General features: G+C 49.1%; 22 protein-coding genes. 13 read left to right on the forward strand and 9 right to left on the reverse strand.

Going from position 1 to position 26137, the window contains the following annotated elements:
• Positions 1–25: 25 nt before the first annotated feature.
• From WHR59_RS05470 to WHR59_RS05480, 3 genes are read right to left on the reverse strand one after another with little or no spacing between them, the layout of a single operon-like run.
• The gene (locus WHR59_RS05470) at positions 26–1540 is read right to left on the reverse strand and encodes a tripartite tricarboxylate transporter permease (protein ID WP_043017292.1); all 1515 of its coding nucleotides are present in this window, start codon (positions 1538–1540) and stop codon (positions 26–28) included.
• 10 nt (positions 1541–1550) lie between these two features.
• Positions 1551–1985 carry a tripartite tricarboxylate transporter TctB family protein gene (locus WHR59_RS05475; RefSeq protein WP_100194759.1) on the reverse strand — a complete coding sequence of 145 codons (435 nt, stop codon included), beginning with the start codon at positions 1983–1985 and terminating at the stop codon, positions 1551–1553.
• A gap of 14 nt (positions 1986–1999) precedes the next feature.
• Positions 2000–2977 carry a Bug family tripartite tricarboxylate transporter substrate binding protein gene (locus tag WHR59_RS05480; protein ID WP_047409299.1) on the reverse strand — a complete coding sequence of 326 codons (978 nt, stop codon included), beginning with the start codon at positions 2975–2977 and terminating at the stop codon, positions 2000–2002.
• A 153-nt stretch (positions 2978–3130) separates the two neighbouring features.
• On the opposite strand from WHR59_RS05480, the gene tctD reads away from it, so the two are divergent.
• The 13 genes from tctD (at position 3131) to WHR59_RS05545 (ending at position 18781) form a co-directional block, all read left to right on the forward strand.
• Entirely contained in the window at positions 3131–3805 is a 675-nt protein-coding gene (gene tctD / locus WHR59_RS05485) for a transcriptional regulator TctD (protein WP_003826032.1), read from the forward strand.
• Complete coding sequence (locus WHR59_RS05490) at positions 3792–5204, forward strand: sensor histidine kinase (RefSeq protein WP_338843699.1); 1413 nt, start codon at positions 3792–3794, stop codon at positions 5202–5204. Before tctD ends, WHR59_RS05490 begins: the two co-directional genes overlap by 14 nt.
• A 452-nt stretch (positions 5205–5656) precedes the next feature.
• A complete protein-coding gene (locus WHR59_RS05495) occupies positions 5657–7072 on the forward strand; it encodes an undecaprenyl-phosphate glucose phosphotransferase (RefSeq protein WP_043017288.1) in 1416 nt (471 codons plus the stop codon).
• On the forward strand, positions 7062–8348 hold the full coding sequence (locus WHR59_RS05500) for an outer membrane beta-barrel protein (RefSeq protein ID WP_047409304.1): 1287 nt from the start codon (positions 7062–7064) through the stop codon (positions 8346–8348). Before WHR59_RS05495 ends, WHR59_RS05500 begins: the two co-directional genes overlap by 11 nt.
• Position 8349: 1 nt before the next feature.
• Entirely contained in the window at positions 8350–8907 is a 558-nt protein-coding gene (locus tag WHR59_RS05505) for a polysaccharide biosynthesis/export family protein (protein ID WP_043017286.1), read from the forward strand.
• A gap of 2 nt (positions 8908–8909) precedes the next feature.
• A complete protein-coding gene (locus tag WHR59_RS05510; RefSeq protein ID WP_181634375.1) occupies positions 8910–11039 on the forward strand; it encodes a GumC family protein in 2130 nt (709 codons plus the stop codon).
• On the forward strand, positions 11036–12247 hold the full coding sequence (locus tag WHR59_RS05515) for a lipopolysaccharide biosynthesis protein (RefSeq protein WP_075145756.1): 1212 nt from the start codon (positions 11036–11038) through the stop codon (positions 12245–12247). The genes WHR59_RS05510 and WHR59_RS05515 overlap by 4 nt, the downstream gene beginning before the upstream one ends.
• Positions 12244–13614: a hypothetical protein gene (locus WHR59_RS05520; protein ID WP_047409313.1), complete on the forward strand. Its 1371-nt coding sequence runs from the start codon at positions 12244–12246 to the stop codon at positions 13612–13614. The genes WHR59_RS05515 and WHR59_RS05520 overlap by 4 nt, the downstream gene beginning before the upstream one ends.
• A 4-nt stretch (positions 13615–13618) precedes the next feature.
• Complete coding sequence (locus tag WHR59_RS05525) at positions 13619–14608, forward strand: glycosyltransferase (RefSeq protein WP_043017282.1); 990 nt, start codon at positions 13619–13621, stop codon at positions 14606–14608.
• Positions 14609–14622: 14 nt separating this feature from the next.
• Positions 14623–15834 carry a glycosyltransferase family 4 protein gene (locus tag WHR59_RS05530; RefSeq protein WP_080626199.1) on the forward strand — a complete coding sequence of 404 codons (1212 nt, stop codon included), beginning with the start codon at positions 14623–14625 and terminating at the stop codon, positions 15832–15834.
• Position 15835: 1 nt separating this feature from the next.
• Positions 15836–16948: a glycosyltransferase family 4 protein gene (locus WHR59_RS05535; RefSeq protein ID WP_087050855.1), complete on the forward strand. Its 1113-nt coding sequence runs from the start codon at positions 15836–15838 to the stop codon at positions 16946–16948.
• Between the two features lie 2 nt (positions 16949–16950).
• A complete protein-coding gene (locus WHR59_RS05540; protein ID WP_043017279.1) occupies positions 16951–17358 on the forward strand; it encodes a hypothetical protein in 408 nt (135 codons plus the stop codon).
• Positions 17359–17389: 31 nt separating this feature from the next.
• Complete coding sequence (locus WHR59_RS05545) at positions 17390–18781, forward strand: DUF4832 domain-containing protein (protein ID WP_338843701.1); 1392 nt, start codon at positions 17390–17392, stop codon at positions 18779–18781.
• 46 nt (positions 18782–18827) lie between these two features.
• Here WHR59_RS05545 and galE read toward each other — a convergent pair whose 3' ends face one another.
• The 6 genes from galE to melR form a co-directional block, all read right to left on the reverse strand.
• Positions 18828–19844: a UDP-glucose 4-epimerase GalE gene (gene galE, locus WHR59_RS05550; protein WP_075145761.1), complete on the reverse strand. Its 1017-nt coding sequence runs from the start codon at positions 19842–19844 to the stop codon at positions 18828–18830.
• Positions 19845–19906: 62 nt separating this feature from the next.
• Positions 19907–20845, reverse strand: coding sequence for a glucosamine inositolphosphorylceramide transferase family protein (locus WHR59_RS05555; RefSeq protein WP_043017276.1), 939 nt, complete (start codon positions 20843–20845; stop codon positions 19907–19909).
• Positions 20846–21052: 207 nt separating this feature from the next.
• Positions 21053–21688 carry a carbonic anhydrase gene (locus WHR59_RS05560; RefSeq protein ID WP_043017275.1) on the reverse strand — a complete coding sequence of 212 codons (636 nt, stop codon included), beginning with the start codon at positions 21686–21688 and terminating at the stop codon, positions 21053–21055.
• A 154-nt stretch (positions 21689–21842) separates the two neighbouring features.
• The gene (locus WHR59_RS05565) at positions 21843–23015 is read right to left on the reverse strand and encodes a MalY/PatB family protein (RefSeq protein ID WP_075145762.1); all 1173 of its coding nucleotides are present in this window, start codon (positions 23013–23015) and stop codon (positions 21843–21845) included.
• Between the two features lie 122 nt (positions 23016–23137).
• Positions 23138–24523 carry a Na+/H+ antiporter NhaC gene (gene nhaC / locus WHR59_RS05570; protein WP_231125731.1) on the reverse strand — a complete coding sequence of 462 codons (1386 nt, stop codon included), beginning with the start codon at positions 24521–24523 and terminating at the stop codon, positions 23138–23140.
• Positions 24524–24791: 268 nt separating this feature from the next.
• Positions 24792–25730 (reverse strand): transcriptional regulator MelR, encoded by a 939-nt coding sequence (gene melR / locus WHR59_RS05575; RefSeq protein ID WP_043017272.1) that lies wholly within the window; start codon positions 25728–25730, stop codon positions 24792–24794.
• Positions 25731–26137 lie beyond the last annotated feature (407 nt).

The following is a 26137-nucleotide window of genomic DNA, read 5'->3' on the forward strand; positions in this document are numbered from 1 at the left end:
TGGCGCTACGCCATCCGGCTTAATACTAACCGATATCCACCTGCGGTTTGCTGTTACGTTTGCGGATCAGTCGCAGCACTGGCGGGACTACGATAACCAGTACCGCCAACACCAGCAGCACTTTCGCCACGCCGCTGGCCCACAGAATATCCATATTACCGTTACTGATAGACAGCGCCCGGCGCAGGTTCTGCTCCAGCATTTCCCCGAGAACGAAGCCTAAAATCAGCGGCGACATCGGGAAGTGCATTTTACGCAAAATGTAGCCCAGTACGCCGAGGGCGACCATCAGCACCAGATCGAAGGTGGTGCTATGGACGGCATACACGCCAACCGCGGAGACTGCCGCGATAGCCGGTACCAAAAACCACAGTGGGATGGTCAGCATACGGGTAAACAGGCCGATTAGCGGGATGTTCATTACCAGAAGCATCACGTTGGCAATCAGCAGCGCCGCAATCAGCCCCCAGACGATATCCGGTTGTTCGGTAAACATCGCCGGGCCCGGGGTGATGTTGTACAACGTCAGCGCGCCCATCATCACCGCCGTGGTGCCGGAGCCCGGTACGCCGAGCGTCAGCATCGGGATAAAAGATCCGCAGGCCGAGGCGTTGTTGGCGGCTTCGGGGGCCGCCACGCCGCGAATATCACCCTTGCCAAAGCTGTCGCTGTTGCCGCTGAGCTTTTTCTCGGTCATGTAGGTGATTGCGCTGGCAATGGTCGCGCCAGCGCCAGGCAGAACGCCGACGAAAAAGCCAATCACCGATGAACGCAGGGTTGCGCCAACGCACTGCGCACCTTCTTTGGCGTTAAATAACATGCGGCCCGTTTTACGCACCAGCGTCTGGCCACTGCTGGTATGTTCCAGCATTAACAGTATTTCAGAGACGGAGAACAGCCCAATCACCACCACGATAAACTGCACACCGTCGGAGAGATGGACGCTGTCAAAGGTAAAGCGATAAACCCCGGTATTGGCGTCTACGCCGACGGTCGCAAGGCCGAGACCGATAAGCGCTGCCAGAAATGATTTCAGCGGATTTTGTGCCATCATACTGCCGAGGCAGGCAATAGCGAAAACCATTAAGGCGAAGTATTCCGCCGGACCGAAGGCCAGCGACCATTGGGCTAACGCTGGGGCAAACAGAATGATGCCGCCGATAGCGATAAGCGAACCAAAGAAAGAACTGACCGCCGAGATAGAGAGTGCGACGCCGCCGCGGCCTTGCTGCGCCATCGGATAGCCATCGAGCGCGGTCATAATCGCCGCCGCATCGCCGGGAACATTCAGCAGGATGGAGGAGATACGCCCGCCGTATTCACAACCAATGTAGACGGTCGCCAGCAAGATCAGCGCAGATTCTGCGGGCAGATGCAAAGCGAATGCCAGCGGCAGCAGGATCGCCACGCCGTTAATGGGCCCAAGTCCAGGCAGCAGTCCGACAATAGTACCGACAAAACAGCCAATCAGGGCGATGACCAGGTTTTCCGGTGTCATTGCCACCGCGAAACCCTGAGAAAGATAAATCCAGGTATCCATCGTTTCTCCATTAACCCAGCCAGGCGCCGAGTGGTAAGGTGACGTCAAGCAGTCGGTCAAAGGCATACCACAGCAGAATGCCAAGCACCGCGCCGGAAATACCCGCAGCCGGGATGGTTGCGCCGAACAGCATGCCAATCACCATGGTGAGAATGGCGGTGGCGATGGGAAAACCGAGCCATTCGAAACCCCAGGCATACATCAACAAAACAATCACCATCGTCAGCAGCTTTTGCAGCACGTGGCGACGAGGCCAACTGATGGTATCGGGATGGCGCAACAGCAGCGCCACGGCGCAGACCAGCATCAGGCTGATAATGCCAAGCGGGAAGGGACGCGGCCCTACGGGTTCATAGCTGTATTCGCTGGTGATTTGCCAGGCCACGAACAGCCCGGCTATACAGAGCAACAGCCAGATACCTGCAAAAATACGATCGCTCATCATCTTTGCCTCTGTGCTTATTTCGCCAGACCGAAGGCTTTCGCCTGCTCACGATAATCCGTGACCTGCTTTTTTACGTACTCGTCGAGCTGCTTACCGCTCATGTTGAATTCAAACAGACCGCGCAGATCGCGCTGCTTTTTAAATTCATCGGTCTGCTGGAGTTTGTTAAAGGCATCAACCCACCACTGATATTCGGCGTCGCTGACTTTGGGGCCCACGTAGAAGCCGCGAATGATGGGCCACACCAGGTCATAACCCTGCTCTTTGGCGGTTGGCACGTTAGCTAACTGACCCGGCAGGCGTTCTTCCGAGAACACCGCGAGCACGCGAATTTTGTCGCCGCTGAGATAAGGCACCATTTCACTGAGATCGCCGGAAACCACCTGCACGTGATTTCCCATCAATGCGGTAACCGGTTCGCCGCCGCCTTCAAAGGCGACGTAGCGCATCTTATGCGGATCAACGTTGGCTTTTTGCGCCAGCAGCGCCGACTTCATCCAGTCCTGGCTACCGATAGAGGCGCCTGCGCCAATGACCACGCTGTTGGGATCTTTCTCCATTGCCGTTAGCAGGTCTTTCAGCGTTTTCCACGGAGAGTCCTGGCGTACGGCAATCATGCCGTAGTCGGTACCCACGCTTGCCAGCCAGCGGACATCATCCACGCCGTAGCGACCAAACTTGCCTTGCGACAGATTCAGCAGGGAGCCGCCGGAGAAGGCCACTACGGTTCCCGCTTCAGCCGGGCGTTGAGCGACGATCGCGTTATAGGCCACGGCGCCAACGCCGCCGGGCATGTAGGTTACGCGCATCGGTTTTTCGATCGCGCCAGTTTCCATCATGCTCACCTGGATCAACTTACAAGTGAGATCGAAACCACCGCCGGGTTTAGCTGGAGCGATACATTCCGTGCGCGATGGCGCTTGTTCGGCCAGAACAGAGGTACTCATCAGTAAAATGCTTGCAGTAAGGGTACGAAGTAACTGTTTTTTCATTGTTTATCCTCACGCCGGAAAACCGGATTTTCGGGTACGGAAGAAGATTTTTGTGATTATGTGAGCCGATGTGTAGCAGTTCGGTTGCGTGATTGTTAAAACATTAACCTTTCAATTCCCTTTCAATGCGGCAGAAACTTTACAGGATGTGATATGCGTCTCTTATTAGCGGAAGATAACCGTGAGTTAGCTCACTGGCTGGAGAAAGCGCTGGTGCAAAACGGTTTTGCCGTCGACTGCGTTTTTGATGGCCTGGCGGCCGACCATCTTTTACATAGTGAAACGTACGCGCTGGCGGTGCTGGACATCAATATGCCGGGGCTGGACGGCCTTGAAGTCGTTCAGCGGCTGCGCAAACGCGGGCAGACGCTTCCTGTCCTGCTGCTGACGGCGCGCAGCGCGGTGGCCGATCGAGTGAAGGGGTTGAATGTCGGGGCCGATGATTATCTGGCAAAACCGTTTGAAATCGAGGAACTGGATGCCCGACTGCGGGCCTTGCTACGCCGTAGCGCGGGGCAGGTGCAAGGTATACAGCAACTGGGGGAACTGGCCTTTCACGATGAAGGCTATTTTCTGTTGCAGGGGCAGCCCCTGGCGCTCACTCCGCGCGAACAGGCATTGCTGACGGTGCTGATGTACCGTCGATTACGACCGGTTTCGCGCCAGCAGTTGTTTGAACAGGTTTTCAGTCTGAGCGATGAGGTCAGTCCCGAAAGTATCGAGCTGTATATCCATCGCTTGCGTAAAAAACTACAGGGAAGCGATGTGCGTATCGCCACGTTGCGCGGCCTCGGCTATGTGCTGGAGCGTAGCGATGAAGTGGGCTAAACCCCAATCGTTGTATCTGCAACTGCTGATGTTTCTGGGCCTGCCGCTCATGTTGCTGTGGGGACTGTCTGCATTTAACAGCTATGTCAGCGCGCTACAGGCGGCGACGCAGGCATATGACCGAACGTTGCTTTCGTCCGCGAGGACTGTCTCCGAACGACTGGTGGTGCGCAATAAACAGCTGGAGGTAAATGTGCCGTGGGTGGTGCTGGACAGCTTCGAACTCAACATGAACGACAGGTTGTATTACAAGGTGGTCGATCCGATGGGGAAGGTTATCTCAGGTTATGACGATTTACCGGCGATGCCGCCTGCAACCTCGCGTACGCGGCTATATCCGGCGCTGGCGTGGTTTTATCACACTGAATATCGCGGCGAGGCCATTCGCGTGGCGCGTCTGCTGCAGCCCGTCAACGAGGGCGGTATTGCCGGCATGGCGGAGATTTATGTCGCTGAAACGCTGCAATCTCGGCGTTATCTGGCGCGACAGTTGCTGTTTTCCTCATGGGTTTCACAAGGTTTGCTGGTGCTGCTCACGCTGGTGCTGGTTGGCTGGCTGCTGCGTCGGGTGTTGCGTCCGATGCGCCAGTTATCATCGTTGATGGTGCGTCGTGAGCCAGGCCTGTTGACGCCGTTGCCAGAGCTGCTGCCGTGGTCGGAAACCCGTCTGCTGATTGTGGCATTCAATCGTTATCTGGACCGACTTCGCGGCCTGATCTCTCGCCAGGAACGCTTCAGCGCGGATGCTTCACATCAGCTTAAAACGCCGCTGGCGGTGCTGAAAACCCAGGCCTCGGTGGCCCTCGCCAGCCAGCAGCCGCAGCAGTGGTATGAGAGTCTGCAAGCCATGAGCGCCACGCTGGATAACACCATTCAACTGACTGAAAGGCTGTTACAGCTGTCGGCGGTGAAGCGCAAAGAGCAAGGAGAAAGGCACTTCTCGCCGGTTAATTTGTATGAGGTGGTGCAAAGCAGCTGTTTTACCCGGCTGGCGCAGGCGCGTAGTAAAGGGATCGATCTGGGCTATGAAGGAGAGCAGGACGCGGTGTGGATTGAGGGGGATGAAGTTCTGCTCGGCGAACTGAGCGGAAATCTGCTGGATAACGCACTGAAATATACGCCGCCGCATGGTGTGGTGACTGCCCGATTGCTGCGAGAAGGAGAGGCGGTGGTGCTGGTGGTTGAAGATAGCGGGCCGGGTATTGATGAGCAGATGGTGCATCAGGCGCTGCTGCCGTTTCATCGTCTTGATAACGTCGGTAATGTTCCCGGTGCCGGGATCGGACTCGCGCTGGTCAACGATATTGCTCGTCTGCACCGCACGCACCCTCAGCTCTCACGGAGCGAAACATTAGACGGGTTAAGCGTGCGGGTGCGATTTTTAAGCGTAGCGAGCTGAAATACCTTTTTGATGATGCGAACGGTATTAATATAATTAAAAGTAATTAATTGTATTGTTATTGTAATTTTAAATTTCGCCGCGAGGCCGTGAATTATATTTTACTTGCTGTATTTAACAGCAATTCTGCGACAATTTAGCGTCAATTAAACTAAACTTTTGCGTTATTTATCATACATAAATCACTTTTTCATAGACCACGAATTGTTACCTGTCAATAGCAAAAGTGTTGTTAAAAGTCATCTTTTTTGCTGAATTGGCTAAAACTTTTCTTGACTCAATCATCATCAAAATCATATAGATATGATTGTGCTCGGGATATTTATCACAGTAAGAGACATTATTTTTTACATTTACTGACAATGTGCCATTGCGTTTTTTAGACTTGTGATATAATTAGCAACATAAATGAGAAAAAAACAATTAAAGATCAATAAATAATGGGCTGAGATATGCTTAAAAAATCGCTAAAGATTAGCAGCCAAGGATATCCAGTCTTTTTAAAACTGGTCGATTTCATTGTAATCAATGCGACGTTGGTCTTTAGCGCCCATCTGTTAGGTCTGGCGCCATTTAACACCATTGCCATTCTGAGTATTCTCTTCTCAGTCTTTTTCTTGCTGTTTGCTGAATACATAAAAATGTATCAGCAAAAGATCAAGACGATCGGTCTACGTAATCAAAAACGGTTGGTTTTTTGTACGCTGTTGGCGATTTTTTTTAACGAACTGGTCAGCATGACGGTGGCTGAACCCGAATCACTCGGCTACCTCGACAAACTGCCTTCACCATTTTATTCAGCCATTATTTACTGGTACTTTATCCCATTACCTTTTCTTTATTACATTCGCTTTTTCATTTTTAAATATTCAACGAAAAAGAGTATGCGCGTGGCGATTATTGGTCTGACCGACAATGGCCTGGCTGCAGAAAACGCGTTAATGAATGAATACGCCAATATCACACTCGATCTGGCGTTTTACGATGAGCGCGCCTTATCCCGCTGCGGCGATATCGTAGATAAGGTGAAAAGCCCCTTCCGTGGCCCGGTGATCAATCTGGTTGAGGAAGCCCGGCAGGGAAATATAGACGAAATCTACATCGCCTTACCGATGGTCGCTTTACACCGTATTCGTCATTTTTTAGCGATGATGTCGGACACCACTGTAGACACCTATATTGTTCCTGACTTCTATACCTACAGTAACAACATGTCCAAGCTGCGCTCCATTCACAACCTGCAAACTATCGGAATCTTTAGTTCGCCGTTTGAAGGGGCGGGTTCATTTATCAAGCGGGCGGAAGATTTGGTGCTTGGCAGCATCATTATGGTGATGATTTCTTCGCTGATGTTGGCAATTGCCATTGGAATCAAACTCACTTCCCGCGGGCCGGTGTTTTTTAAACAAGATCGGTATGGTCTTAGCGGACAAAAAATTAAGGTCTGGAAGTTTCGCTCAATGCGCGTCATGGAGAACGCCGACACGGTTATTCAGGCTACGAAAAACGATCCACGGGTAACCAAATTCGGGAGCTTTTTACGCCGAACCTCGCTGGATGAACTGCCGCAATTTATCAACGTATTGCAGGGAAGTATGTCGATTGTTGGCCCCAGACCTCATGCGGTTACGCATAATGAGCAGTACCGCAAACAGGTCGAAAATTACATGATCCGCCATAAAGTTAAGCCTGGGATCACCGGGCTTGCGCAGATTAACGGTTTCCGCGGGGAAATCGATGCGCTTTATAAGATGGAAAAAAGGGTTCAGTACGATATTGAGTACATTCAAAACTGGTCGTTATGGCTGGATATAAAAATTATTATTAAAACTATTTTCAAAGGATTTGTCGGTAAGAATGCATACTAAATTACTCGTTATTACCGGAATCGTGATATCGCAGCCCGCATGGGCTGATTTAACACCGAAATCACACATTGGCTTTGCAGGGATCGACTTCCAGAGCAAGGTCGCTGTGGACTATGGTTATAATGATAACGTGACTTATCAGCCACATAGCAGCGATGCTATCGGTTCCTCGTTTCAGAGCGCGGCGCCCGTTCTGAGTATGAGCGGAGAACGCGGTCAGGATAAGTATTTGCTGATGTACTCCGGAGATTATCGTAATTACTCAAGCGATTCCGCGGATAACTATAACGACCATTTTTTTCGTTTTAACGGCGCCTGGCGGTATGGGCTCAAGCATGGCTTAACCCTCAATCTGGAGGATACGCTTGGGCATGAGTCCCGCGGTCGTGGTATCACCGAAGGTTTTCTCCCTGGGCAGTTCGAGCAGTATGGGATTAAATCTCCGCTGACGACGAATTTTATCAACAGTGAATTGCGCTACAGCTACGGCGCACCCGATGGGCGCGGAAAAGCGGAACTGGCGTTGTTGTACAAAAAACTGACCTTCGGCAATACGTCTGATGTCCAGGACAGTAGTGAAGATTTCTACAATTATATTCAGGAACAGGAATGGCACGAAAATAGCCTGGTGGCAGAAATTTTTGACCAATACACATCCAAAACGCGTTTTCGCTATAGCTTTATTACTAACCAGCGTCGCTATGATAACAACTCAGAAAAAGACACTAATGAGTATTATTTGCTGTATGGCCTGAAGTCGCAGTTGACGGGCAAAACCAATGTCGACATGAATATTTCATGGCTGTACAAGACATTTGAAAACAACGCAAACTCGCATGATTTTAATGGTCTAAACTGGGACATAAAAGGGGAGTGGAAACCGTTACAACAGTCTGTTTTCACGGTTCACTCGGCGCAAAGCATTAAAGACCCATCGGAAGTTGGGGGTTATATTTTAGTGACCCAGTATGGTCTTTCTTATCAACATTTCTGGTTAGGCAACCGTTTTTCTACCTTGCTGGATTACTCATACACTTCAGAAGACTATAAAAAACAGAATAAGGATCGGCATGATAAAGATGGAGTATTTAGCGTAACCATGAGCTATGACTACACGCCGTCAGTTAATTTTGAGATTAAATATCAAATAGATACATTGAATTCGAATAAGGATACTGATTCGTTTTATATCGGTCCCAACGACAATCAGGAAGTCATTAGAACGTTGGGTTATGATAATTCTATGATTATGCTTAAAGCTAAGGTTCAGATCTAAAATGAAAATAATAGAACTGTGCGCGGTTTTGCTATTCAGTATCCTGATGGTCGGATGCACAACGTCCAGCCCGAGATTAATGGACGATCCTGCTACTGTTCAGCAGGATTACCGACTTGGGGCAGGGGATACTGTCAATATCGCTGTTCATGGTCAACCCGATATGACGATGCGATTTATTTTGGATAAGAGTGGGGAGATCAATTTCCCGTTTGTTGGCGCTCTTAAATTAAAAGATAAAACTGTCGATCAAGTGACCAACGAATTAACTCAACGCCTGACCGGAGATTATTTTACAACTCCGATGGTGACGGTGAGTATTGCCGAGTTCCGTAAATATTATGTTTCTGGCGAGGTGAAAAGTCCGAATGGATTCGCCTGGGAGCCAGGACTTACCGTCGAGAAATCTATTGCGCAGGCGGGCGGATTTACAGATCGTGCTGACCGAAAAGATATCAACATTCGTCTGTCAGGTAGCAATCAGCTGCTGGAGAATGTTGATTTAACGCACTCTGTTCATCCTGGGGATGTCGTGATTATTGGCATGGGGTTCTTCTGACGATGAAACTATCAATAGTGGAAAACGGCAAAAAACGAGAAAGCACGGTCGAATTCTCCCGCTTTGCCAAAGAGCTGAAAAAGAACGCCTGGAAAATCGCGCTGGCCGGTATTATAGCCGGGGTTGTGGCTTATCCGTTAATCAGCATGATGTCCTCAAAGTATGTTTCAACGGCGACGGTGCTGATCAAAGCGCAGGCCGATAACGTTTCTCCGTTTCCACAGGTTGATGGGTTCGATTCAACGCGCAGTGGTTACTACGAAACGCAATATGCGTTGATGCATTCGCGGATTGTGCTTGAGCAAGCCGTGCGCGATATGAAGCTGGATGAAAACCCGGAGTTTACCGGGGAAAAAGCCGGTGCTCAGGGGGCCGATAGCAGTGAAGGTCGGCAGCTGAGAATGGAGCAAGCGCTGAAAACGTTATCGAAAAACCTGAATGTCATCGGTATTCGCACGACGAATCTGGCTTCCATTACCTATGAATCAACTTCGCCTCAGGTTGCGGCTGATATTGCCAACGGCGTCGCGCAGGCTTTCATCAACTATACGGTGGAACAAAAGCGTCTGAAAGCAGAGAAAGCCCGCGAACTGAATTATGAAAAAATGGAAGAGATTCAGAAGTCGATAGCCAGGCAAAAAGAAGAGATAGACAGCTATCTGAAAAACGCCGGGCTGCTGACCTTCCGCGGTATTGATGGTTTTGAAACCGAACAGTTAAGTATCGTGACCAATCGCCTGGCCGATGCGACCCAGCGTCGTGTTGCGGCTGAATCCGTCTATAACGAGGTGAACGGGGGAGGGAAGTCCGTTGAGAGCGTTATCTCACTGCCTTCAGTCTCTAACCACGCTCAGATCCAGGATTTGCGCATTGCGTTGATTCAGGCGCAGCGTACCTTGTCTGAACTACGCAAAGTGTATGGGCCAAAAAACCCCGCTATTTTAAAAGCCGAGGCCGATGTTCAGTCGATCCAAAGCCAGACCGGACGGGTGTTGGGAGAGCTGAAAGTCGGTTTGCGCCAGCAATATCTGGCGGCGCTGGCGGATGAAAAGAACTATCAGCAGCAGGTGGCGCAGCAGAAAGAGGTCTTCCAGAAAATGGCGTCTAAGCGGGATGCTTATAACAGCCAAAAACTATCGTTAGATAAAATGGAAGACCTGTATAAATCGCTTTATCAGCGTACTCAGGAGCTATCGCTGTCCGGCGTGAGTGCCGATGCGGTGTTATACGACCCTGCCGTACCCGCGCTAAAACCGGCGAAACCGAATAAATCACTGCTGTTGGTGATGGTGGTCATGCTGGTGGTCGTGTTCAGCATCATGTATTTCATTGTCAAAGCGGCGATGGATAACTCAATCGCAACCCTGAGTCGCATGAAAAAACGGCTCAATGTTGCTCCGCTGGGTGAAATCCGTCGTTTTAGCGGAACTTCTGGGCGCGCGCAGGTGCGGGACATGATCATGAAGAACCCGCTAAATGCCGATATTGTGCACGGTATCCGTACCCGGATTATGCTGGATAATCGACCATTACAGACGCTCGCCGTGGCGTCGACGGAGCATGGCGATGGGCGTTCTTTGTTAGCGAATCTGTTAGCGAACTCCTTTAGCTTCGACCAGAAAACGCTGCTTATTGATGCGGATTTCTTTAACACTGGCGGGCTCTCTTCAGAGCTGGCATCAGCCACATCCGCAGGCGTAGCGGAACTGCTGCGCGGGGAGACTGAGCTTGAACAGGCGCGGATCACGCTCAGTGATAATCTCGACTTTATCCCGCACGGCAAGAGCAGCATCTCTTCTTTACTGATGCTGTCGTCGGAGCACGTTGAACCCTTAATGCGCGAGCTGAAATCGCATTATCAGCGCATCATTATTGATGTTGCTGCTGTGAATCAGAGTCAGGATGTTCAACTGATCAAACGTGCCGTCGATGGGGTTGTTTTCATTGTGAAAGCCGGGGCCGGATCGGCGGGACAAATCGCCAACGCGCTGGATAAGATCGAGGAAAATAACGGTGTTGTGATTGGCGCGGTGCTCAATGCAGTTGAAGAAAAAGATCTTGAGACGCAAGAAGGTCTGCGTTCACTCAACTTCAGTACCGATCAACTGATGACGACGCCAGGCCGCGTATGAGTCTACTGAAGAGCGCTTCCACGATAGCCGGTTCATCAGTCATCTCGCAGTTGATTGGTGCGCTGTCTATCTGGTTGATTTCACACAAGTACGATATGGCTGAAGTGGGGCTTTATGCGCTCAACTACAGCATCGCCGTGGTGGGCGCTCAGGTATGTACCTTTGCATCGCAGCTTTTAATTCCAAAACAGCACGACGACGAACTGGTACAAAACGTTGTATTTTGCCTGCTCCAAAGCACGATCATTGCCTTACCGTACGCTGTGCTCACCGCGTGGCTGTTTCATCAGAACATCTTGTTCCTCTATCTGCTGACGCTGGCAACGGCATGGGTTTTAATCTCGGAAAACCTGTCGCTACGCACGGCCAATTTTCGTTTTCTGATTTTCCAGCGCATTTCTGTCTCGGTGGTGGTATTACTTTCGGTTCTGGCTACGCATCATGTGCAACTGTTTTATTGGTCATGGGCCTGTGCAACGATGGCGCTGACCATTAGCTGTATTTTGCACTCGTTTGATATTCGGGCGGTGGCGGCCCGACATCTGCGACCCGCCAGTAATTGGCATTTTTTCAAACAGAATATTCATCACATTACCAAAGTGGGCAGTGCGGAAGTGCTGGCGATGGCCAGCAGCAATTTGCCGGTTATGCTGATTAACTTTTGGTTCTCGGCGCTGACGGCGGGTTATTTTTCCGTGGTTAGCCGCTTTTGCCTGGCGCCGGTGGTGATCATTGGCAACGCGGTGCGCAATACTATTTTTTCCAAGTGGTCTATCGATTTCAGAAATAACACCTTTAATTATCAGGAATATACCAGGGTGCGGATGCTGCTGTTGGTGCTGGGTGTCATCTGTACCCTTGGGGTGTTTATTTTCTATCCGATAGTGATGCGTCTGGGCTTTAGCGAAGACTGGATTAACTCCATTGAAACGTCGCGCTACATGTTGCCCTATTTGTTCCCGGCACTGGCGATAAGCCCTCTGACGGTGATTGAACTTATTTTTGGCTCCCACCGCTATTTTCTGCGCATCCAACTGGAACAGCTGGCGATCGTGTTATTCGCTTTTGTCGTCATCCCCTATTTTTATAAAGATTATGCCACGTCGGTTATCCTGTTTTCTTCACTGACATTTATTCGCTACGCCTTCATTTATCTGAAAATGAATAAGCGAGCCAATCTCCTGAAAGATAAGCCGGTGATACTATGACGCTGAATACCGGATACTATTTGCAGGTTTATACCTTTGTCACGCTAATCCTGTGTGGTCTGGTGCAATACTTTACCGGCATGCAGTCGGTGCTGTGGATCCCCTTTTTCCTGACCCTGTTGATGGTGGGATTATTGGTGATGCAGACGCGTGATAGCTCGCTGCAACTGGATGCGCAGGAGACGATTGTCCTGGCGTTGTATTTCTCGTTCCTGGTGCTGGCTGGAACATCGACGCTGATTCAGGGCGGGATCACCGTCGCGATTGTGGCATTTAAAAACGAAATTGCATTGTCGCTGGTGATGATCTGTTTGCTGCTGGGATTTTGCCGGGAATCGCAGATTTATCGGGCAACGCGCTATCTGTATTGGGTGTTTTACGCGCAGATCCCGGTAATGATTTATCAGGTTTTACTGGTCGTTCCCCAGCGCGTCGCGGTGCGTGGTGAAGATGAGAAATGGGACTCCGTGGTTGGCACGTTTGGCGGAGACCCCATGGGGGGCGGTAACACTGCCGCGATGGGCCTGTTTTGCCTGTTGATTATGTTGTTAAAAGTCTCTGAGTATAAGCATGGGCTGACCTCGTTTAAGTCAATGGCGTTGCACATTGTTCTGGGGATCGGGCTTTGTATCATTGGCGAAGTGAAGTTCGTCATTCTGCTTTCGCCTCTGTTTCTGGCGTGGGTGTGGATCTCACCGAGCTACGTCAAAGACGTTAGTAAGGTCAATCTGAAGACGCTGTTGGTTATTGTGGCAGGCATGTTACTGCTGATTAGCCTGTCGATCGTGATCCTCGCGTACTATTATTCTTCCGCGTTTGGCGGCGATCCCTCGAAAAGCTCGCTAAGCATTTTCATCGACTCCTTAAGCTATATTTTTGACCCGAACTACATTATGTCTACCGGGGAGTTAGGGCGCTTTACGACGTTTTTGTTCTGGTTAAAAAATAACGATCTGTGGGGGCTTTCAGGAACGTTATTTGGTTACGGGCTCAACGCCACTAACAGCGGGAGTACGGTGTCGCCGGGCTTTTTGAATATCATCTATAACTTAATTCTCGACTCGACTTCCCTGAGTATGCTGCTGTGGGAAGTTGGGGTGATCGGCACGTTACTCTTTATTAGCTTATTCATTTATATCCTGAAAGTTTGTCAGCCAAAGCCATTACTGACGCTTGAACAACTGGACCAGCAGGACCTCCAGTTATTGAGCTTTGCACCGGCGTTTAACGCTTTTGCTATCAGTTGCTTAATTAGCTTACCTTACAGCCAGATACTGATGATTACACCGATGTTACAATTCCTGTTCTATTTATCACTAGGATCAAGTTTAGTGATTCGTCGAACCGTCCTTCGCTGTGTAGGGTAATTGTATGGACCAAAAACCGTTTATTTCAGTGAGTATTAAAACACTCAATGAATCTGAATGTATTGAGAAAACGATCGACAGTATTCGCCGGCAGCTTGTTGATTATCCACATAAAATTATAGTGGCAGATAGTTTGTCAACGGATAACACCCAACAGCTCGCTATCGATAAAGGGGCGACCGTGGTGTCCTTAACTAACCCAGACGATCGCTGCTGCGGCGTCGGGCATCAGTTAGGTTATCTGTATAGTGAAGGGGAATATCTGCTACTGATGGATGGCGACATGGAGCTGGAAGAGGGCTTTGTGGATCAAGCCGTCGCATTTTTGCAGGCTGAGCCGGAATATGCAGGCGTCGCGGGAACCGTTGAAATGGACGATGCCGTTAACTATGAATTTAAATCGCGTAAGCAGCGTATTAATAAAATTTATCCGCTCGGGGATAGTGACCATTTAGGCGGTGGCGGGTTATATCGTCGATCTGCAATTGAAAAAATTGGTTATCTTACCAACCGTAATTTGCACGCTTATGAAGAAGCCGAACTGGGCCTGCGTTTGCTCGATGCGGGTTATAAACTGCGTCGTCTGAATATTCCGTATTTTATTCATACTTCCCATACTATGCCGACCTTTCAGATGCTCAAGCACCGCTGGAAAAGCGGATACTATCAGGCTCCGGGCGAGCTTTTACGTTGTGCCTGGGGAAAACCTTATTTCGGCAAAGCGTTAAAAATGGTCAGGAACGAGGCGATTTTTTCTGTTTATTTGATTGCTTTGTTCATTGCGGCGGTGACCTTCAATCTCGAACTTTTCGACATTGCATTTTTGCCGTTGCTTGCGTTTATTGTCCTGAAAACCGTGCAGAATCGATCGTTATTGAACGGATTGCAGAGCGTAATGAACCTGGCCGTGCTTTCTGCCGGACTGGTTAAAGGCTTGACTAAACCAGTACGCGATCCGTTGACTCCGCCTGACAGTAAAATCATTCATGAATAACTAAGGCTGGCGCAATGAAAGTTTTATTAGTGAATAAGTTTTTTTTCATTAAAGGCGGCGCGGAAACGGTTTATTTTCAAGAGCGCGATATGCTGAAACAGGCTGGTGTGCAGGTTATTGATTTCTCGATGCAGCATGAGAAAAATTTCCCTTCAGACTATGCGGATTATTTCGTCAGCAATGTGGACTATCACAAAGAAAGCAATCTGCTGGGTGGGCTCAAAACGGCGGTTAACTTTATTCATAATTCGCAGGCCTGCAAAAAGATGCTGGCGCTACTACAAAAAGAGCGTCCGGATATCGTCCACTTTCATAACATTTACCATCAGTTAACGCCGGCGTTAATTAAAGTTGCCCGCAATTTTGGCTGCAAAACAGTGCTGACCGCGCATGACTATAAGATAGTCTGTCCCGCCTATTCCATGCTGCGCGACGGCAAGGTGTGTGATTCCTGTATCACCGGAACGGTTTTTAATGCTTTCAGGTATCGTTGCCAGGAAGGGTCTGCCTCAAAAAGTCTTCTGCTCTCTTTGGAGGCGACCTGGCAGTATATTGCGCAAAATTACCAGGCGCTGGATGTGATCGTGTCGCCAAGCGTCTTTTTACGCGGGGTATTACTGCGTACGCTGCCGAATTCGCGTATTGATGTCATCGTCAATGGCGTTGATGACAGCCGTCCCCTGGATGAGGTAAGCGACGAGGGTTATATGCTGTACTTCGGTCGCCTGAGCCGTGAAAAAGGTGTGGCAACGCTGTTGGCGGCGCATGAGAAAATGCAGAACAAAGCGCCGCTGAAAATTGTGGGTCACGGTCCGCTGCACGATGAGTTAGCCGCCAAATACCCGGACGTTGAGTTTTTAGGTTATGTGCAACAAGGGGAAGCCCTCGACAACCTTATTAAACATGCGCGGGCGGTGATCCTGCCTTCAGAATGCTATGAAAACTGTTCAATGGCGATATTAGAGGCGATGTCCTTAGGCAAGCCGGTTATCGGGTCGCGCATTGGCGGCATCCCCGAACAAATTCGTGACGGTATCGAAGGGATTTTATTCGAACCGGGCAATGCGCAGGAGTTAGCTAATGCGATGGATGCCCTGGCCGACTCGCCAGAGAAAGCGCGGGTCATGGGCTTACTTGGTCGTGCGCGGTTGAGTGAAAAATATGCGCTGAGTAAACATATGGATACCCTCCAGGCGCTCTATAAAGAACTGCTGAGCAGGCCATAGTATGAGTAAAAAAATAACGGTTTTTGGAACGCGTGGTATTCCCGATGTATTGGGCGGTGTAGAGACACACTGTCAGAATCTATATCCTGCCATTAAGCAGCAGTTCGACGTGGATATTTGCGTGATTGCTCGCTCGCCATATGTAAATTACAAACGATCGGTATATAAGAAAGTCGAAACCTACGCGCTGTGGGCGCCCAAAAAGCGCTCGCTGGAAGCGATTGTCCATTCCGTTTTAGCGGCGTTTAGGACAAGTATCGACCATTCGGATATTGTGCATGTCCATGCTATTGGACCAGGCCTTGTGATCCCATTATTACGCGTGTTAGGGAAGAAGGTGGTTTTTACCCACCATGGGCCCGATTACGATCGGCAGAAATGGGGTTTCGTTGCCAAAAAAATATTGCTACTCGGTGAGCGTTGGGCGGTGAGATATGCCAACGAAGTGATTGTGATTTCTGACGTTATTAATCAACTGATCCAGAAAAAACACGGTCGCTATGATGCACATTTAATTCACAATGGCGTAAACGAGCCGCGATTGTTATCTGATCTGACCATCGACAATACGCTCTCCCGCTTTGGGCTGCAGCCGAAAAACTACCTCGTGGTGGTTGGGCGATTTGTGGAAGAAAAAGGGATGCATGATGCCATCGCCGCCTATCAGCGCAGCGGTTTGACCATGCCGTTAGTGTTAATTGGCGATGCGGATCATCCGACCGAATACAGCGTGCGCCTCAAAAAGCTTGCCGCGGACACGCCAGGCGTCGTGATGACCGGTTTCTTACGGGGTGATGAGCTGCAGGCGGTATTTTCGCAGGCCAGGCTGTTTGTGATGCCTTCATACCATGAAGGATTGCCCATTGCGCTACTGGAAGCGATGTCATTCTCTCTTCCTGCCGTCGTCAGTGATATTCCGGCTAATCTTGAAGTTCAACTGCCCGCCGAGGCCTATTTTAAGGTGGGGGATGTGGCCAGTCTGGCCGAGAAATTAACCCAGTGGGCGACAACCAATAGCGTGGACTATCGTGTATATTTACAAAACTACAATTGGCATGAAATCGCCAAAAAGACGGTTAACGTCTATCACTCCATTGATAAAGATATAGGTTAATTTTGACCAGTCCTCAAAATCGTCCTCCCGTCATCGAACGATTTTATTCTCATCTTGATGAGTCGATTGTTGAGGGGTTGACCCCTGAACAAAAGGAAGGGGTGGAAAATGCTATCCTGGCATCGACGCTGGCTTCGCGGCATCAGATCGATATTCGCCGAAGCTTTCCTTTTTTCAGTAAGCGTTATTATCTGGTTTTTTTGTTTGGCAGAGATTTACGCCGCCAGCACCGCCAGGAATCGACCCTGTCGAGAATGTTGCTAACTTTTTTGCTGCTGATTGCCGTGTTGTTCGTCACCTGCTGCGTATTGCTGACGCTGTATATGATCAAATCCGCGTTAGGTATTGATGTGTTCCAAAATTTTCATGTAGGTATCTGGGACTGGTGGTTAAGCCTGAAAGACCGCTAGCGTTAACAAACCTGTGGAGGGCGTCACTGCGATGAAGTGTAAATGGGTTTCTGCGCTGTTGTTGATGTCCTTTCCGTTGACGGTCATTTCCGCATTAACGACCGTTACCCCCAAAGCATTGACTGGCCCGCTGACCAATCCAGGGATTGGCGTGGCAAGTTTTCATCAGGGATACGGTGAAACGCTGGGGCTGGCTGATTATCCCAATACCGGGTTTGAGTACGAGCGGTTTTACTGGCGAGACCTGGAGCCCATTGAAGGTCAGTATAATTTTGCGCTGGTGGATGATGCCTTCAAATACGCGGCGGCGCATCGTCCCGCGATGAACGTTGGACTGCGGTTTATGGCGCTAGCTGACCCGGGGGATGGTACAAAAATTCCCGACTGGCTGATTAAAAAAGGCGTGAAAGGCACCTGGACGCCCGATAACAAAACATTTATTCCAGACTTAGACGACCCTCTGTTTATTGAGTACAGCCAGCGTCTGCTGAACGCATTCGGAAAACGCTACGACGGCAATGAGAATCTTGCGTTTGTGGATATCGGCATGGTGGGGGCATGGGGTGAATGGCATAACAGCAATTTCTCTAATCTGCAGCCACTGCTGGAACGGTACACCACCGCGCAGTTGGACCGCTACGTCGCAATGCATTTTTCTGCCTTCCCTTCGACGCCGAAAATTATGTTAATGAGCGGTGGGCAAAGCCTGGCGAATGCGGTGGCGCGCGGTGCGGGATGGCGGGCGGACTGCTGGGGCGATCTGCGCGTATTTTCAAACACCTGGAACCATATGGCTGATGATTATCCGCAGCGAATATTGGCCGCGCAGCAGAGTTATTCAGGGTTTAATGACGCCTGGAAACGTGCGCCGGTTAGTCTGGAAATCTGTTCATATATGCAGGACTGGAAGAATACCTTCCACTATACGCGCGCCGAAGTGCAGGGCATTTTTGACTGGGCGATCAAGCAGCACGCCAGCACTATTAACCTGAAATCGAGGGCGATTCCCAGCGATTATCGACCGATTGTTGACGATGCGCTGAGTAAACTAGGCTATCGGTTTCGCTTAGCGTCTCTAAGCCATGAATCCGTGTGGGACGGCGGACAAACGCTGACATTAAACAGCACGTGGTATAACGAAGGTATCGCCCCGATTTATCTGCCCTACACGCTGGCATTTCGTGTGGTGGATAAAGCTAATAAAGTGGTGGCGCAGGGGAATGCGGCGGATGATATACAACGTTGGCTCCCGGGTGTTTATCAGGTCAGCTATGCCTTGCCCATGCCGGGAGGACTGGCGAAAGGGCAATACGCGATTGAGGTCGCGATGCTGGATAAATCCGGTGCGCCGAGAATTAACTTCGCCAACCAGGGTAAGCAGAGCAGCGGCTGGTATCGCGTATCAACGATAACGGCACGCTAACCCAGCACGGCAACGCGCCTGGCGGTCAGGCGCGTTGCCGCATACATCAGATGTGATACCCATTCGGGTTATTTTTTTGCCAGTTCCACGTGTCACGCATCATTTCATCAAGGTTATAGATGGCCTTCCACCCTAACTCTTTGTATGCCAGTGACGGGTCAGACCAACATTCGGCAATGTCGCCAGGTCTTCTGTCGACAAACTGATAGCTTATTTTTGTCTGCGCCGCTTTTTCAAACGCCTCAATCAGATTAATTACGGAATAACCGACTCCGGTACCGAGATTAATCACCTTGTAGGCAGCGCCTTTGTTCTGGCAATCCAGTGCGGCTAAATGGCCGGTCGCTAAATCCATTACGTGGATATAATCACGCACGCCGGTGCCGTCGGGAGTGGGATAATCATTACCGTACACCGACACGGTTTCCAGCTTACCAATCGCGACCTGGGAGATGTACGGAACCAGGTTATTAGGGATACCGTTAGGATCTTCACCAATCCGACCCGATGGATGGGCGCCGACCGGGTTGAAATAGCGCAGGCAGGTAATGCGGAAATCGGGTTGCGCGCGTGAGAAGTCGGCCAGGATTTGTTCGACCATTAATTTAGAGGTGCCGTACGGATTGGTGGTTCCGCCCGTACGCGATTGCTCGCTCAGCGGTACGCTTTCCGGACTGCCATATACTGTAGCTGATGAGCTAAAAATGAATCGATTAACGCCTGCGGCCAGCATCTCATCCAGTAAAACCAGCGTACCGGTGACGTTGTTTTCATAGTAGGCGAGGGGTTCTTTTATCGACTCTGAAACCGATTTTAGCCCGGCAAAATGAATGACATCGGTGATGTTATGGTTGGCGAAAATATTTTTCAATGCCTGTCTGTCGAGAACATCGGCGATATAGACAATGGGTTCTCTTCCGGTGAGCTCCGCGACCCTGTCCAGCGAGATTCGGCTCGCATTCGCCAGATTATCGATGACTACGACATCATCGCCTCTTTCCAGTAGCGTTAACACAGTATGTGAACCAATATAACCTGCACCACCAGTGACAAGAATTGCCATACAGACTCCAGAAAAATGCTATCAAAATGGGCATTAATTCACGTCACTGCCCTGGAAGAAGGTTATGGGTGACGCCTGGTAAGATAATAGTTACGATACCTCACCATACACTTGTAAGATATTTTTTTAAGTATAGATAAAAAGCTGAATTTGTTTATTTTTGTATCATAAGCAATAAAGTTACTTGAGAAATTCAGCGTGTGGACACCGTCACTGTGGTTGATCGACGAGTTGATTTGTTCGATCAGATTCTCATCAAAATTAGCGTTATTCAGGGTGACTAATTCCTTGATGTAGATAGATTTTCCATAGGTTTCAGGCGTGCATTCCTGGGTGAGAAAATACATTTTGTTATCGACAAGATAAGGAGCGCCCGCTCCACGGTGATGAGGGTTGCTCACCTTCAAGGCAGGAGTAATTCGCTGCCACTGTCCGTAAAGATGCTCTGCTGAATGAATAATTATTTTATTATCCATGGTGGTGGACATCAGATAGCAGGTCTCATTCATTGAAAGAAAAATGTTATCGGTTACTTCGGTATCAGAGATTAGAACTTTAATTTGCTTCCAGCGAGCTGGAAATTCTACCGACTGAAACAGTATTACTTCTTTTCTTTCTGATGACTCAGGAATCATGAAGAGCTGATCGTTGATATTAATCAGGAAAGGAAATGACAAATGACACATCAGGTCGTCAAAACCTTCGAGCTTCACATCATCAATTTCAGTCAGTTCACGATCAAGAATGCGGCATCGGAGCGTGCCTTTCGAGTTGCGAAAGCTAAAAGCTTCATAAAAAACATAGAGTTTGTCGTCTTTTTCAATAAGAAAAGGATCGGCCTGAAACGTATATTTCTTTTTTAACTGCTGTGCGGCTGATTTACTTAATATTTCCAGCGTATTATTTGGGAATAAGTGTGTGCCGTGATCCTTAATAATCATGATATCCCACGACTCATGATAGAATAACATATTTATTATTCTTTTTATTTTTGCTTGCATTCGTACCGGCTCCTTTTATCGCCTGCACCATGTATGAACGGCCGTTTGCGACTCAGTGCATGAGACCTGCCGCAATGTTATATTAATGTGCGAAAACCGATGTGGGAACACCAGTGGCTATTTTAAAGCTAGTCGCAAGTGTGTTTTTTGTCTATAGCACAAAAGTAGGTAAAAGCTATCCAGAGCATCCTTGCTCCAGTGGATGATTTACTCGAAATGCACCTGCGGGTTATCTGCAAGAGAAACGTAGGTTTTGCTGTTTTTATCCAGGGTACGGATTTCACCGCTTTCGATGTCATAAACCCATCCGTGCAGACGAAGCGCGTTGTTTCGCAAGCCAACCGCGACACAAGGATGCGTTTTAATGTTGTTGAGCTGTGCGATAACGTTCTCTTCCACCATGGCGTTAACTTTATCGATTGGGTTATCCCAGGTTTTCTTATCGACCACGGCTTTCGCGGCATCGGCATAGTGCAGCCAGTGAGCGACAGCAGGCATCGGATCCAGAGGCTGGCTATCGGCAATGGCTTTCATCGCGCCGCAGTTGGAGTGCCCGCAGATGACGATATCCGTCACGCCAAGTGCCACTACCGCGTATTCAATAGTCGCGGAAACGCCGCCTGGTTCCGGTCCAAAAGACGGTACGATATTCCCGGCGTTACGGATAACGAAAAGCTGTCCGGGCTCTTGCTGAGTAACGAGTTCTGGCACCAGACGGCTATCGGAACAGGAGATGAAAAGCGCTTTAGGATTCTGGCTGGAAGCCAGGCTGCGAAAGAGTTCCTTACGTTGAGGGAAAATCTCTTTTTGGAAGTTGAGGAAGCCCTCAATGATATGTTGCATAGCAGTGTCTCTTTTCTCTGTTTAAGCAGGTTATGATGAAGATCACACTTTCCAGTTTAACACCAGCCGACGGAAGGGAAAGAGTTTATAGCAGTTCTGCAACATCTTTGGATAATTTTGCCCCACCGTAGTGGGGCGAATAGTTTGCTGTGCGTTATGCTCTCTGCCGTTTTTGGTACGCCGCTTTAAGCCGGTTCATCGCTTCTACCAGTACCGGGCGCGGGCACCCAACGTTGAGTCTCATGTGACCCTCGCCGCCGGGGCCATATTGCGCGCCGGGCGATAGACCAAGCTTTGCTTCATGCACAAAAAAAGCGTTTAGCTGTTCATCGCTAAGATTCATCTCTTGTGCGTTCAGAAACAGAAGATACGATGCGCCGCCATACACAATTGAGATTAAAGGGCAGTGCTGTTCAAGTTCACTTTTAACAAATGCCACATTGTCGGCCAGGTAGGCTAATAATTTCTGGTGCCAGTCGCCGCAATGGGTAAAGGCGCTGTAAATGGCTGCCTGCTGTAAGGAATGCGTCTCGGCAAGGTAGCAGTTATCCAGGAAACCATAAAACTGATGGCGTAATTCATCATTTTTAATAATGGCTATTCCGCCCTGGATCGCAGCGGTATTGAAGGTCTTGCTGATAGAGGTCAGCACGATTGATTGGCTGCCTGCCGCTTCGTCGAGAGTAAAAAACGGCAGATGGCGCTTGCCGGGCAGCGTTAAATCACTGTGCACTTCATCAGACAGAATAATGACGCCAGCAAGCTTGCAATAGTGACTGACTTTTTCCAGCGTTTCTCGCGACCACACCATACCGCCCGGATTATGCGGCGAAGGGAAAAGAAACATTTTGCACTGCTTGAGCTTCTCGCTGAAATCATGCCAGTCAAATTCGTAATGACCGTCTTTTTCAATGAGGCGCGTTTGAATCAAATTCCTGCCGCTGGTTTTTACCAGATTAGGATAGGGGTCATATATTGGCGTACAGGTTAAAATGTTATCGCCCGGACGGGTAAGCGCCATTAAAGAAAGTACGATAGTTTTTATAACACCGGGAATAAAATGTAACCAGTGTGGCTTGATGTCAGTATCATACTGTTGTTTATACCAATCGATAACGGACTCTTTCCATTGTGGATAATCCATATTATAGCCTTGTACCGGCTGTGACACCACCGAACGCAACGTGCTCAAGATTGGCTCTGGCGTTACAAAATCCATATCTGCAATCCACAGCGGTAATACATCGGTGGTACCGTACATCTGTTGTAATTGTCCGTATTTACGGCAATTCACATCCCTTGTGACAATATCATCAAACAAAGACATTGCTGACTCCTGGAAAGTCTCTGAAAATAATTTAAGCAACGCAATACAGCGAAGAATGTTTATGTATATCTAATAGATATAGTAATTAACCCTGGTGGTGGTTAATTTTAGCGATTAATAACCTATGACTTTTGCTCCACCATATGCTCTGTAGATTCGTTGGGTTCATATTTAGCAATGCCAATACCGGTTGCTGCCCACAACAAAGCAAAGATAACCCCGCTGTAGCAGAGGATTGCCCATGGCAAATAATCAAGCGTTGCCACGCCCAGCATCGTGGCGCAATAAACACCTGAGGCAGACCAGGGAATAATCGGTTCGACAACGGTTCCGGCATCTTCGGTAGTACGCGAAAGATTCTTTGTCGCAAGCCCTCGTTTTTTGTACTCCTCTTTAAAGGCATCACCACACAGCAGCAATGGCAAGGTCCCATTTGCCGTGCAGGCACAAATGGTGACCGTCGTTACAATTGTGGTAGCCACCAGGCGAAATGTGGATTTCACGCCTTTAGTAAGCGCGTTTATCACGGTGTGTAGAGAGCCTGTCGCACTCATTGCTCCGGCAAAGCTGAAGGCGCTGAAAACGGTAACGAAGCTGCTAAACATTGAAATGGCGCCGCCGCGTTCCAGTAAGCGAGAAACATCGGAAGACAGTGTTGGCAGATTGTCTCCGGTGAGCATCGCGAGCTTAAAGCCGCTGACCACGGATTCACCGACCGAAGATGCGGTAAATTGCTGAAAGACTAATGCCAGAATCATTGAGACGATTGTGGATAAAAAGAGCATCGGGATTGGTGGTCTTTTTGATAGTGAGCCATACAAAACGATGATCGGCGGCAGCAGTAGCAGAATGTTGAAGTGATAAATCTGACCGATAGAGTTCATCAGGCTGGTTATATTTGCCGGCGCGCTGGACGAAGCATCAATGCCCATGCCCATATAGCTGTAAACAACGCAGCAAACAATAAAGCCCGGGCCGGTGGTCCACAGCAGATGGCCGATATGTGAGTACAGGTTTACCCCGGCAGCCAGCGCCGCCATGTTGGTTGAATCAGAAACCGGCGAGAGCTTATCACCAAACCAGCAGCCGGAGACAATAGCGCCAGCAGCAATCGGCAGCGAAACATTCAGGCCAATTGCTACGCCAATCATGGCAATCCCGACGGTGCCGATGGATCCCCAGGAAGTGCCGGTACATACTGAGATCAACGCTCCCAGCATAAATGCTGAAATATAGAAAAACTGCGGATTAATCCATTTCAGACCATAATAAATCATCATTGGAATAGTGCCTGACACCATCCAAGCGCCAATTAAGAAACCGATACTGGCAACAATTAATATAACAGGCAGCGCTTCAGATATTTTATTACAAATAGATTGTAGAATGTCATCCCACGTGTAGCCGTGCGCGATGGCGATAAACGAGGCGGTTGCCGTTCCCATCAGGATCATGGGTTCAGCACGAATATTAAAGATAAAATACCCGATGCTAATTCCGCCCAACATGACAACCATCGGTAAAACTGACCAAAAGAAAGACAATGGCTTTCTGTTGTTAGCGGTGCAGCTATTTAATTCCATAATTCCATCCCAATCGTTAATGGTTGAACACGTCAAATAAATACCTGCTACAGGTCACTCATGTCTGAGTAACATAGTTGCCAGAGCTCATGGCTGAACCCTATTTTATTAACTGCAGCAGATTATCTGTTTTGACCTGCTATTCTGGTGCTTATATTTTGGTAGTAAGGTAAGAGAGAGTCTGGCGAATAAATTACCCCTCGGCATAAGGTGAATGATTTCGGCGTTGTTGGCTCAGTTTGCGATACTGCTGCGGCGGCATGCCGACGTATTTATGAAACGAGCTGTAAAAACGGCTGCTGGAGCGAAAACCTGCAATCGTCGCGATATCCAAAATTGTTTTATCCGTATCGCTGAGTAAAGCCCGCACATGGTTGATGCGCATTGCGGTAATGTACTGTTTCATGGTTAGTTGCATCACCCGGTGAAAAATACCCATCGCGTAATTGGGGTTGAGCTTAACGTGTTCGGCAATAGCATCGACCGTGAGTTGTTTGTCGCAATTGGCGGCAATAAACTCCAGCATCTGGCTAACGTAAAATTGTGAATGCCGTGAAATGCTGTTTTTCTGGGTGCGTGACGTCTTGTTACCCAGTACCGGCCGCCAGCCAGCGAGGCTAAATCGCTTGAGCATCAGGGCGATTTCATCAATGGCTAACTGACGAATTTGCTCATTGTCGCTGTTGAGTTCACCCTGCCAACGCTGCACTTCAAATGCGCTCAACTGCTGCGAAACAAGCGAAGTGATCACCATTCCGTGCGTTACGTGGTTAATCAGTTCCCTGTCCAGCGGCCAGGACAAAAACAGATGCATCGGTAAGTTGAAGATGGCCATCTGTTTACAATGCCCGGCATCCGTCAACTGATGAGGTGTGCAGGCCCAGAACAGAGTAATAAATCCCTGTTTGCTCTTCACCACTTCGTCATTGAAAAGGTACTCCACATCGCCATCAAACGGCACATTCACCTCAACCTGACCATGCCAGTGGCTATAGTTCATGGCCAGCGGCGCCCGCAGCTCGACGTCCATACGCTGATACTCAGAGTAGAGTGCCAGCGGACTTCGCGACTTTTTTTCATAGCTGCGACACATATGTGGGTCGAGCGGCAGCTGCGGGGTACTTTTTGCCATTATGGGTGGGTTCCTGAATAGTGGATCTGACCATGGGTAGCGCCAAAGCATGAACATAGCTTAACTGAAAAAAAACGCCGTTTTCTCTCCATTTTCGCGAAGTTATTCCCAAAAACTCAGATCCTGTGCCTGCCGCTTGCCGATCTGAGTTAACGGGAAAGGGGAGTTTTAATCTTAAAAACGGTCAGACATAGGAGGCTTTGTTTTACCTGCCGGATGGCGGCGCTGACGCCTTATCCGGCCAACTAAAGCTTGTAAGCCGTAGCCCTGATAAACGAAGCGTCATCAGGCTGTGCCGATCTCCAGCCCTGTTACAGCCTGTTTTTTGCTCTCATCCTGTCCCCTCAATCATGCGTTTTGGTATCCGATTTTACCCCTTGAACCCTAATCTCATGACCGCTGTCACA

Source organism: Citrobacter europaeus (assembly GCF_037482245.1).
Classification (GTDB): Bacteria; Pseudomonadota; Gammaproteobacteria; order Enterobacterales; family Enterobacteriaceae; genus Citrobacter; species Citrobacter europaeus.

Coding starts and splice junctions, on each gene's coding strand:
- WHR59_RS05560 (WP_043017275.1), bottom strand. CDS start 21,688: ATGCAACATATCATTGAGGGCTTCCTCAACTTCCAAAAAGAGATTTTC.
- WHR59_RS05515 (WP_075145756.1), top strand. CDS start 11,036: ATGAGTCTACTGAAGAGCGCTTCCACGATAGCCGGTTCATCAGTCATC.
- WHR59_RS05490 (WP_338843699.1), top strand. CDS start 3,792: ATGAAGTGGGCTAAACCCCAATCGTTGTATCTGCAACTGCTGATGTTT.
- WHR59_RS05510 (WP_181634375.1), top strand. CDS start 8,910: ATGAAACTATCAATAGTGGAAAACGGCAAAAAACGAGAAAGCACGGTC.
- WHR59_RS05495 (WP_043017288.1), top strand. CDS start 5,657: ATGCTTAAAAAATCGCTAAAGATTAGCAGCCAAGGATATCCAGTCTTT.
- WHR59_RS05505 (WP_043017286.1), top strand. CDS start 8,350: ATGAAAATAATAGAACTGTGCGCGGTTTTGCTATTCAGTATCCTGATG.
- melR (WP_043017272.1), bottom strand. CDS start 25,730: ATGGCAAAAAGTACCCCGCAGCTGCCGCTCGACCCACATATGTGTCGC.
- WHR59_RS05500 (WP_047409304.1), top strand. CDS start 7,062: ATGCATACTAAATTACTCGTTATTACCGGAATCGTGATATCGCAGCCC.
- tctD (WP_003826032.1), top strand. CDS start 3,131: ATGCGTCTCTTATTAGCGGAAGATAACCGTGAGTTAGCTCACTGGCTG.
- nhaC (WP_231125731.1), bottom strand. CDS start 24,523: ATGTTGGGCGGAATTAGCATCGGGTATTTTATCTTTAATATTCGTGCT.
- WHR59_RS05555 (WP_043017276.1), bottom strand. CDS start 20,845: ATGCAAGCAAAAATAAAAAGAATAATAAATATGTTATTCTATCATGAG.
- WHR59_RS05545 (WP_338843701.1), top strand. CDS start 17,390: ATGAAGTGTAAATGGGTTTCTGCGCTGTTGTTGATGTCCTTTCCGTTG.
- WHR59_RS05530 (WP_080626199.1), top strand. CDS start 14,623: ATGAAAGTTTTATTAGTGAATAAGTTTTTTTTCATTAAAGGCGGCGCG.
- galE (WP_075145761.1), bottom strand. CDS start 19,844: ATGGCAATTCTTGTCACTGGTGGTGCAGGTTATATTGGTTCACATACT.
- WHR59_RS05525 (WP_043017282.1), top strand. CDS start 13,619: ATGGACCAAAAACCGTTTATTTCAGTGAGTATTAAAACACTCAATGAA.
- WHR59_RS05470 (WP_043017292.1), bottom strand. CDS start 1,540: ATGGATACCTGGATTTATCTTTCTCAGGGTTTCGCGGTGGCAATGACA.
- WHR59_RS05520 (WP_047409313.1), top strand. CDS start 12,244: ATGACGCTGAATACCGGATACTATTTGCAGGTTTATACCTTTGTCACG.
- WHR59_RS05535 (WP_087050855.1), top strand. CDS start 15,836: ATGAGTAAAAAAATAACGGTTTTTGGAACGCGTGGTATTCCCGATGTA.
- WHR59_RS05565 (WP_075145762.1), bottom strand. CDS start 23,015: ATGTCTTTGTTTGATGATATTGTCACAAGGGATGTGAATTGCCGTAAA.
- WHR59_RS05480 (WP_047409299.1), bottom strand. CDS start 2,977: ATGAAAAAACAGTTACTTCGTACCCTTACTGCAAGCATTTTACTGATG.
- WHR59_RS05475 (WP_100194759.1), bottom strand. CDS start 1,985: ATGATGAGCGATCGTATTTTTGCAGGTATCTGGCTGTTGCTCTGTATA.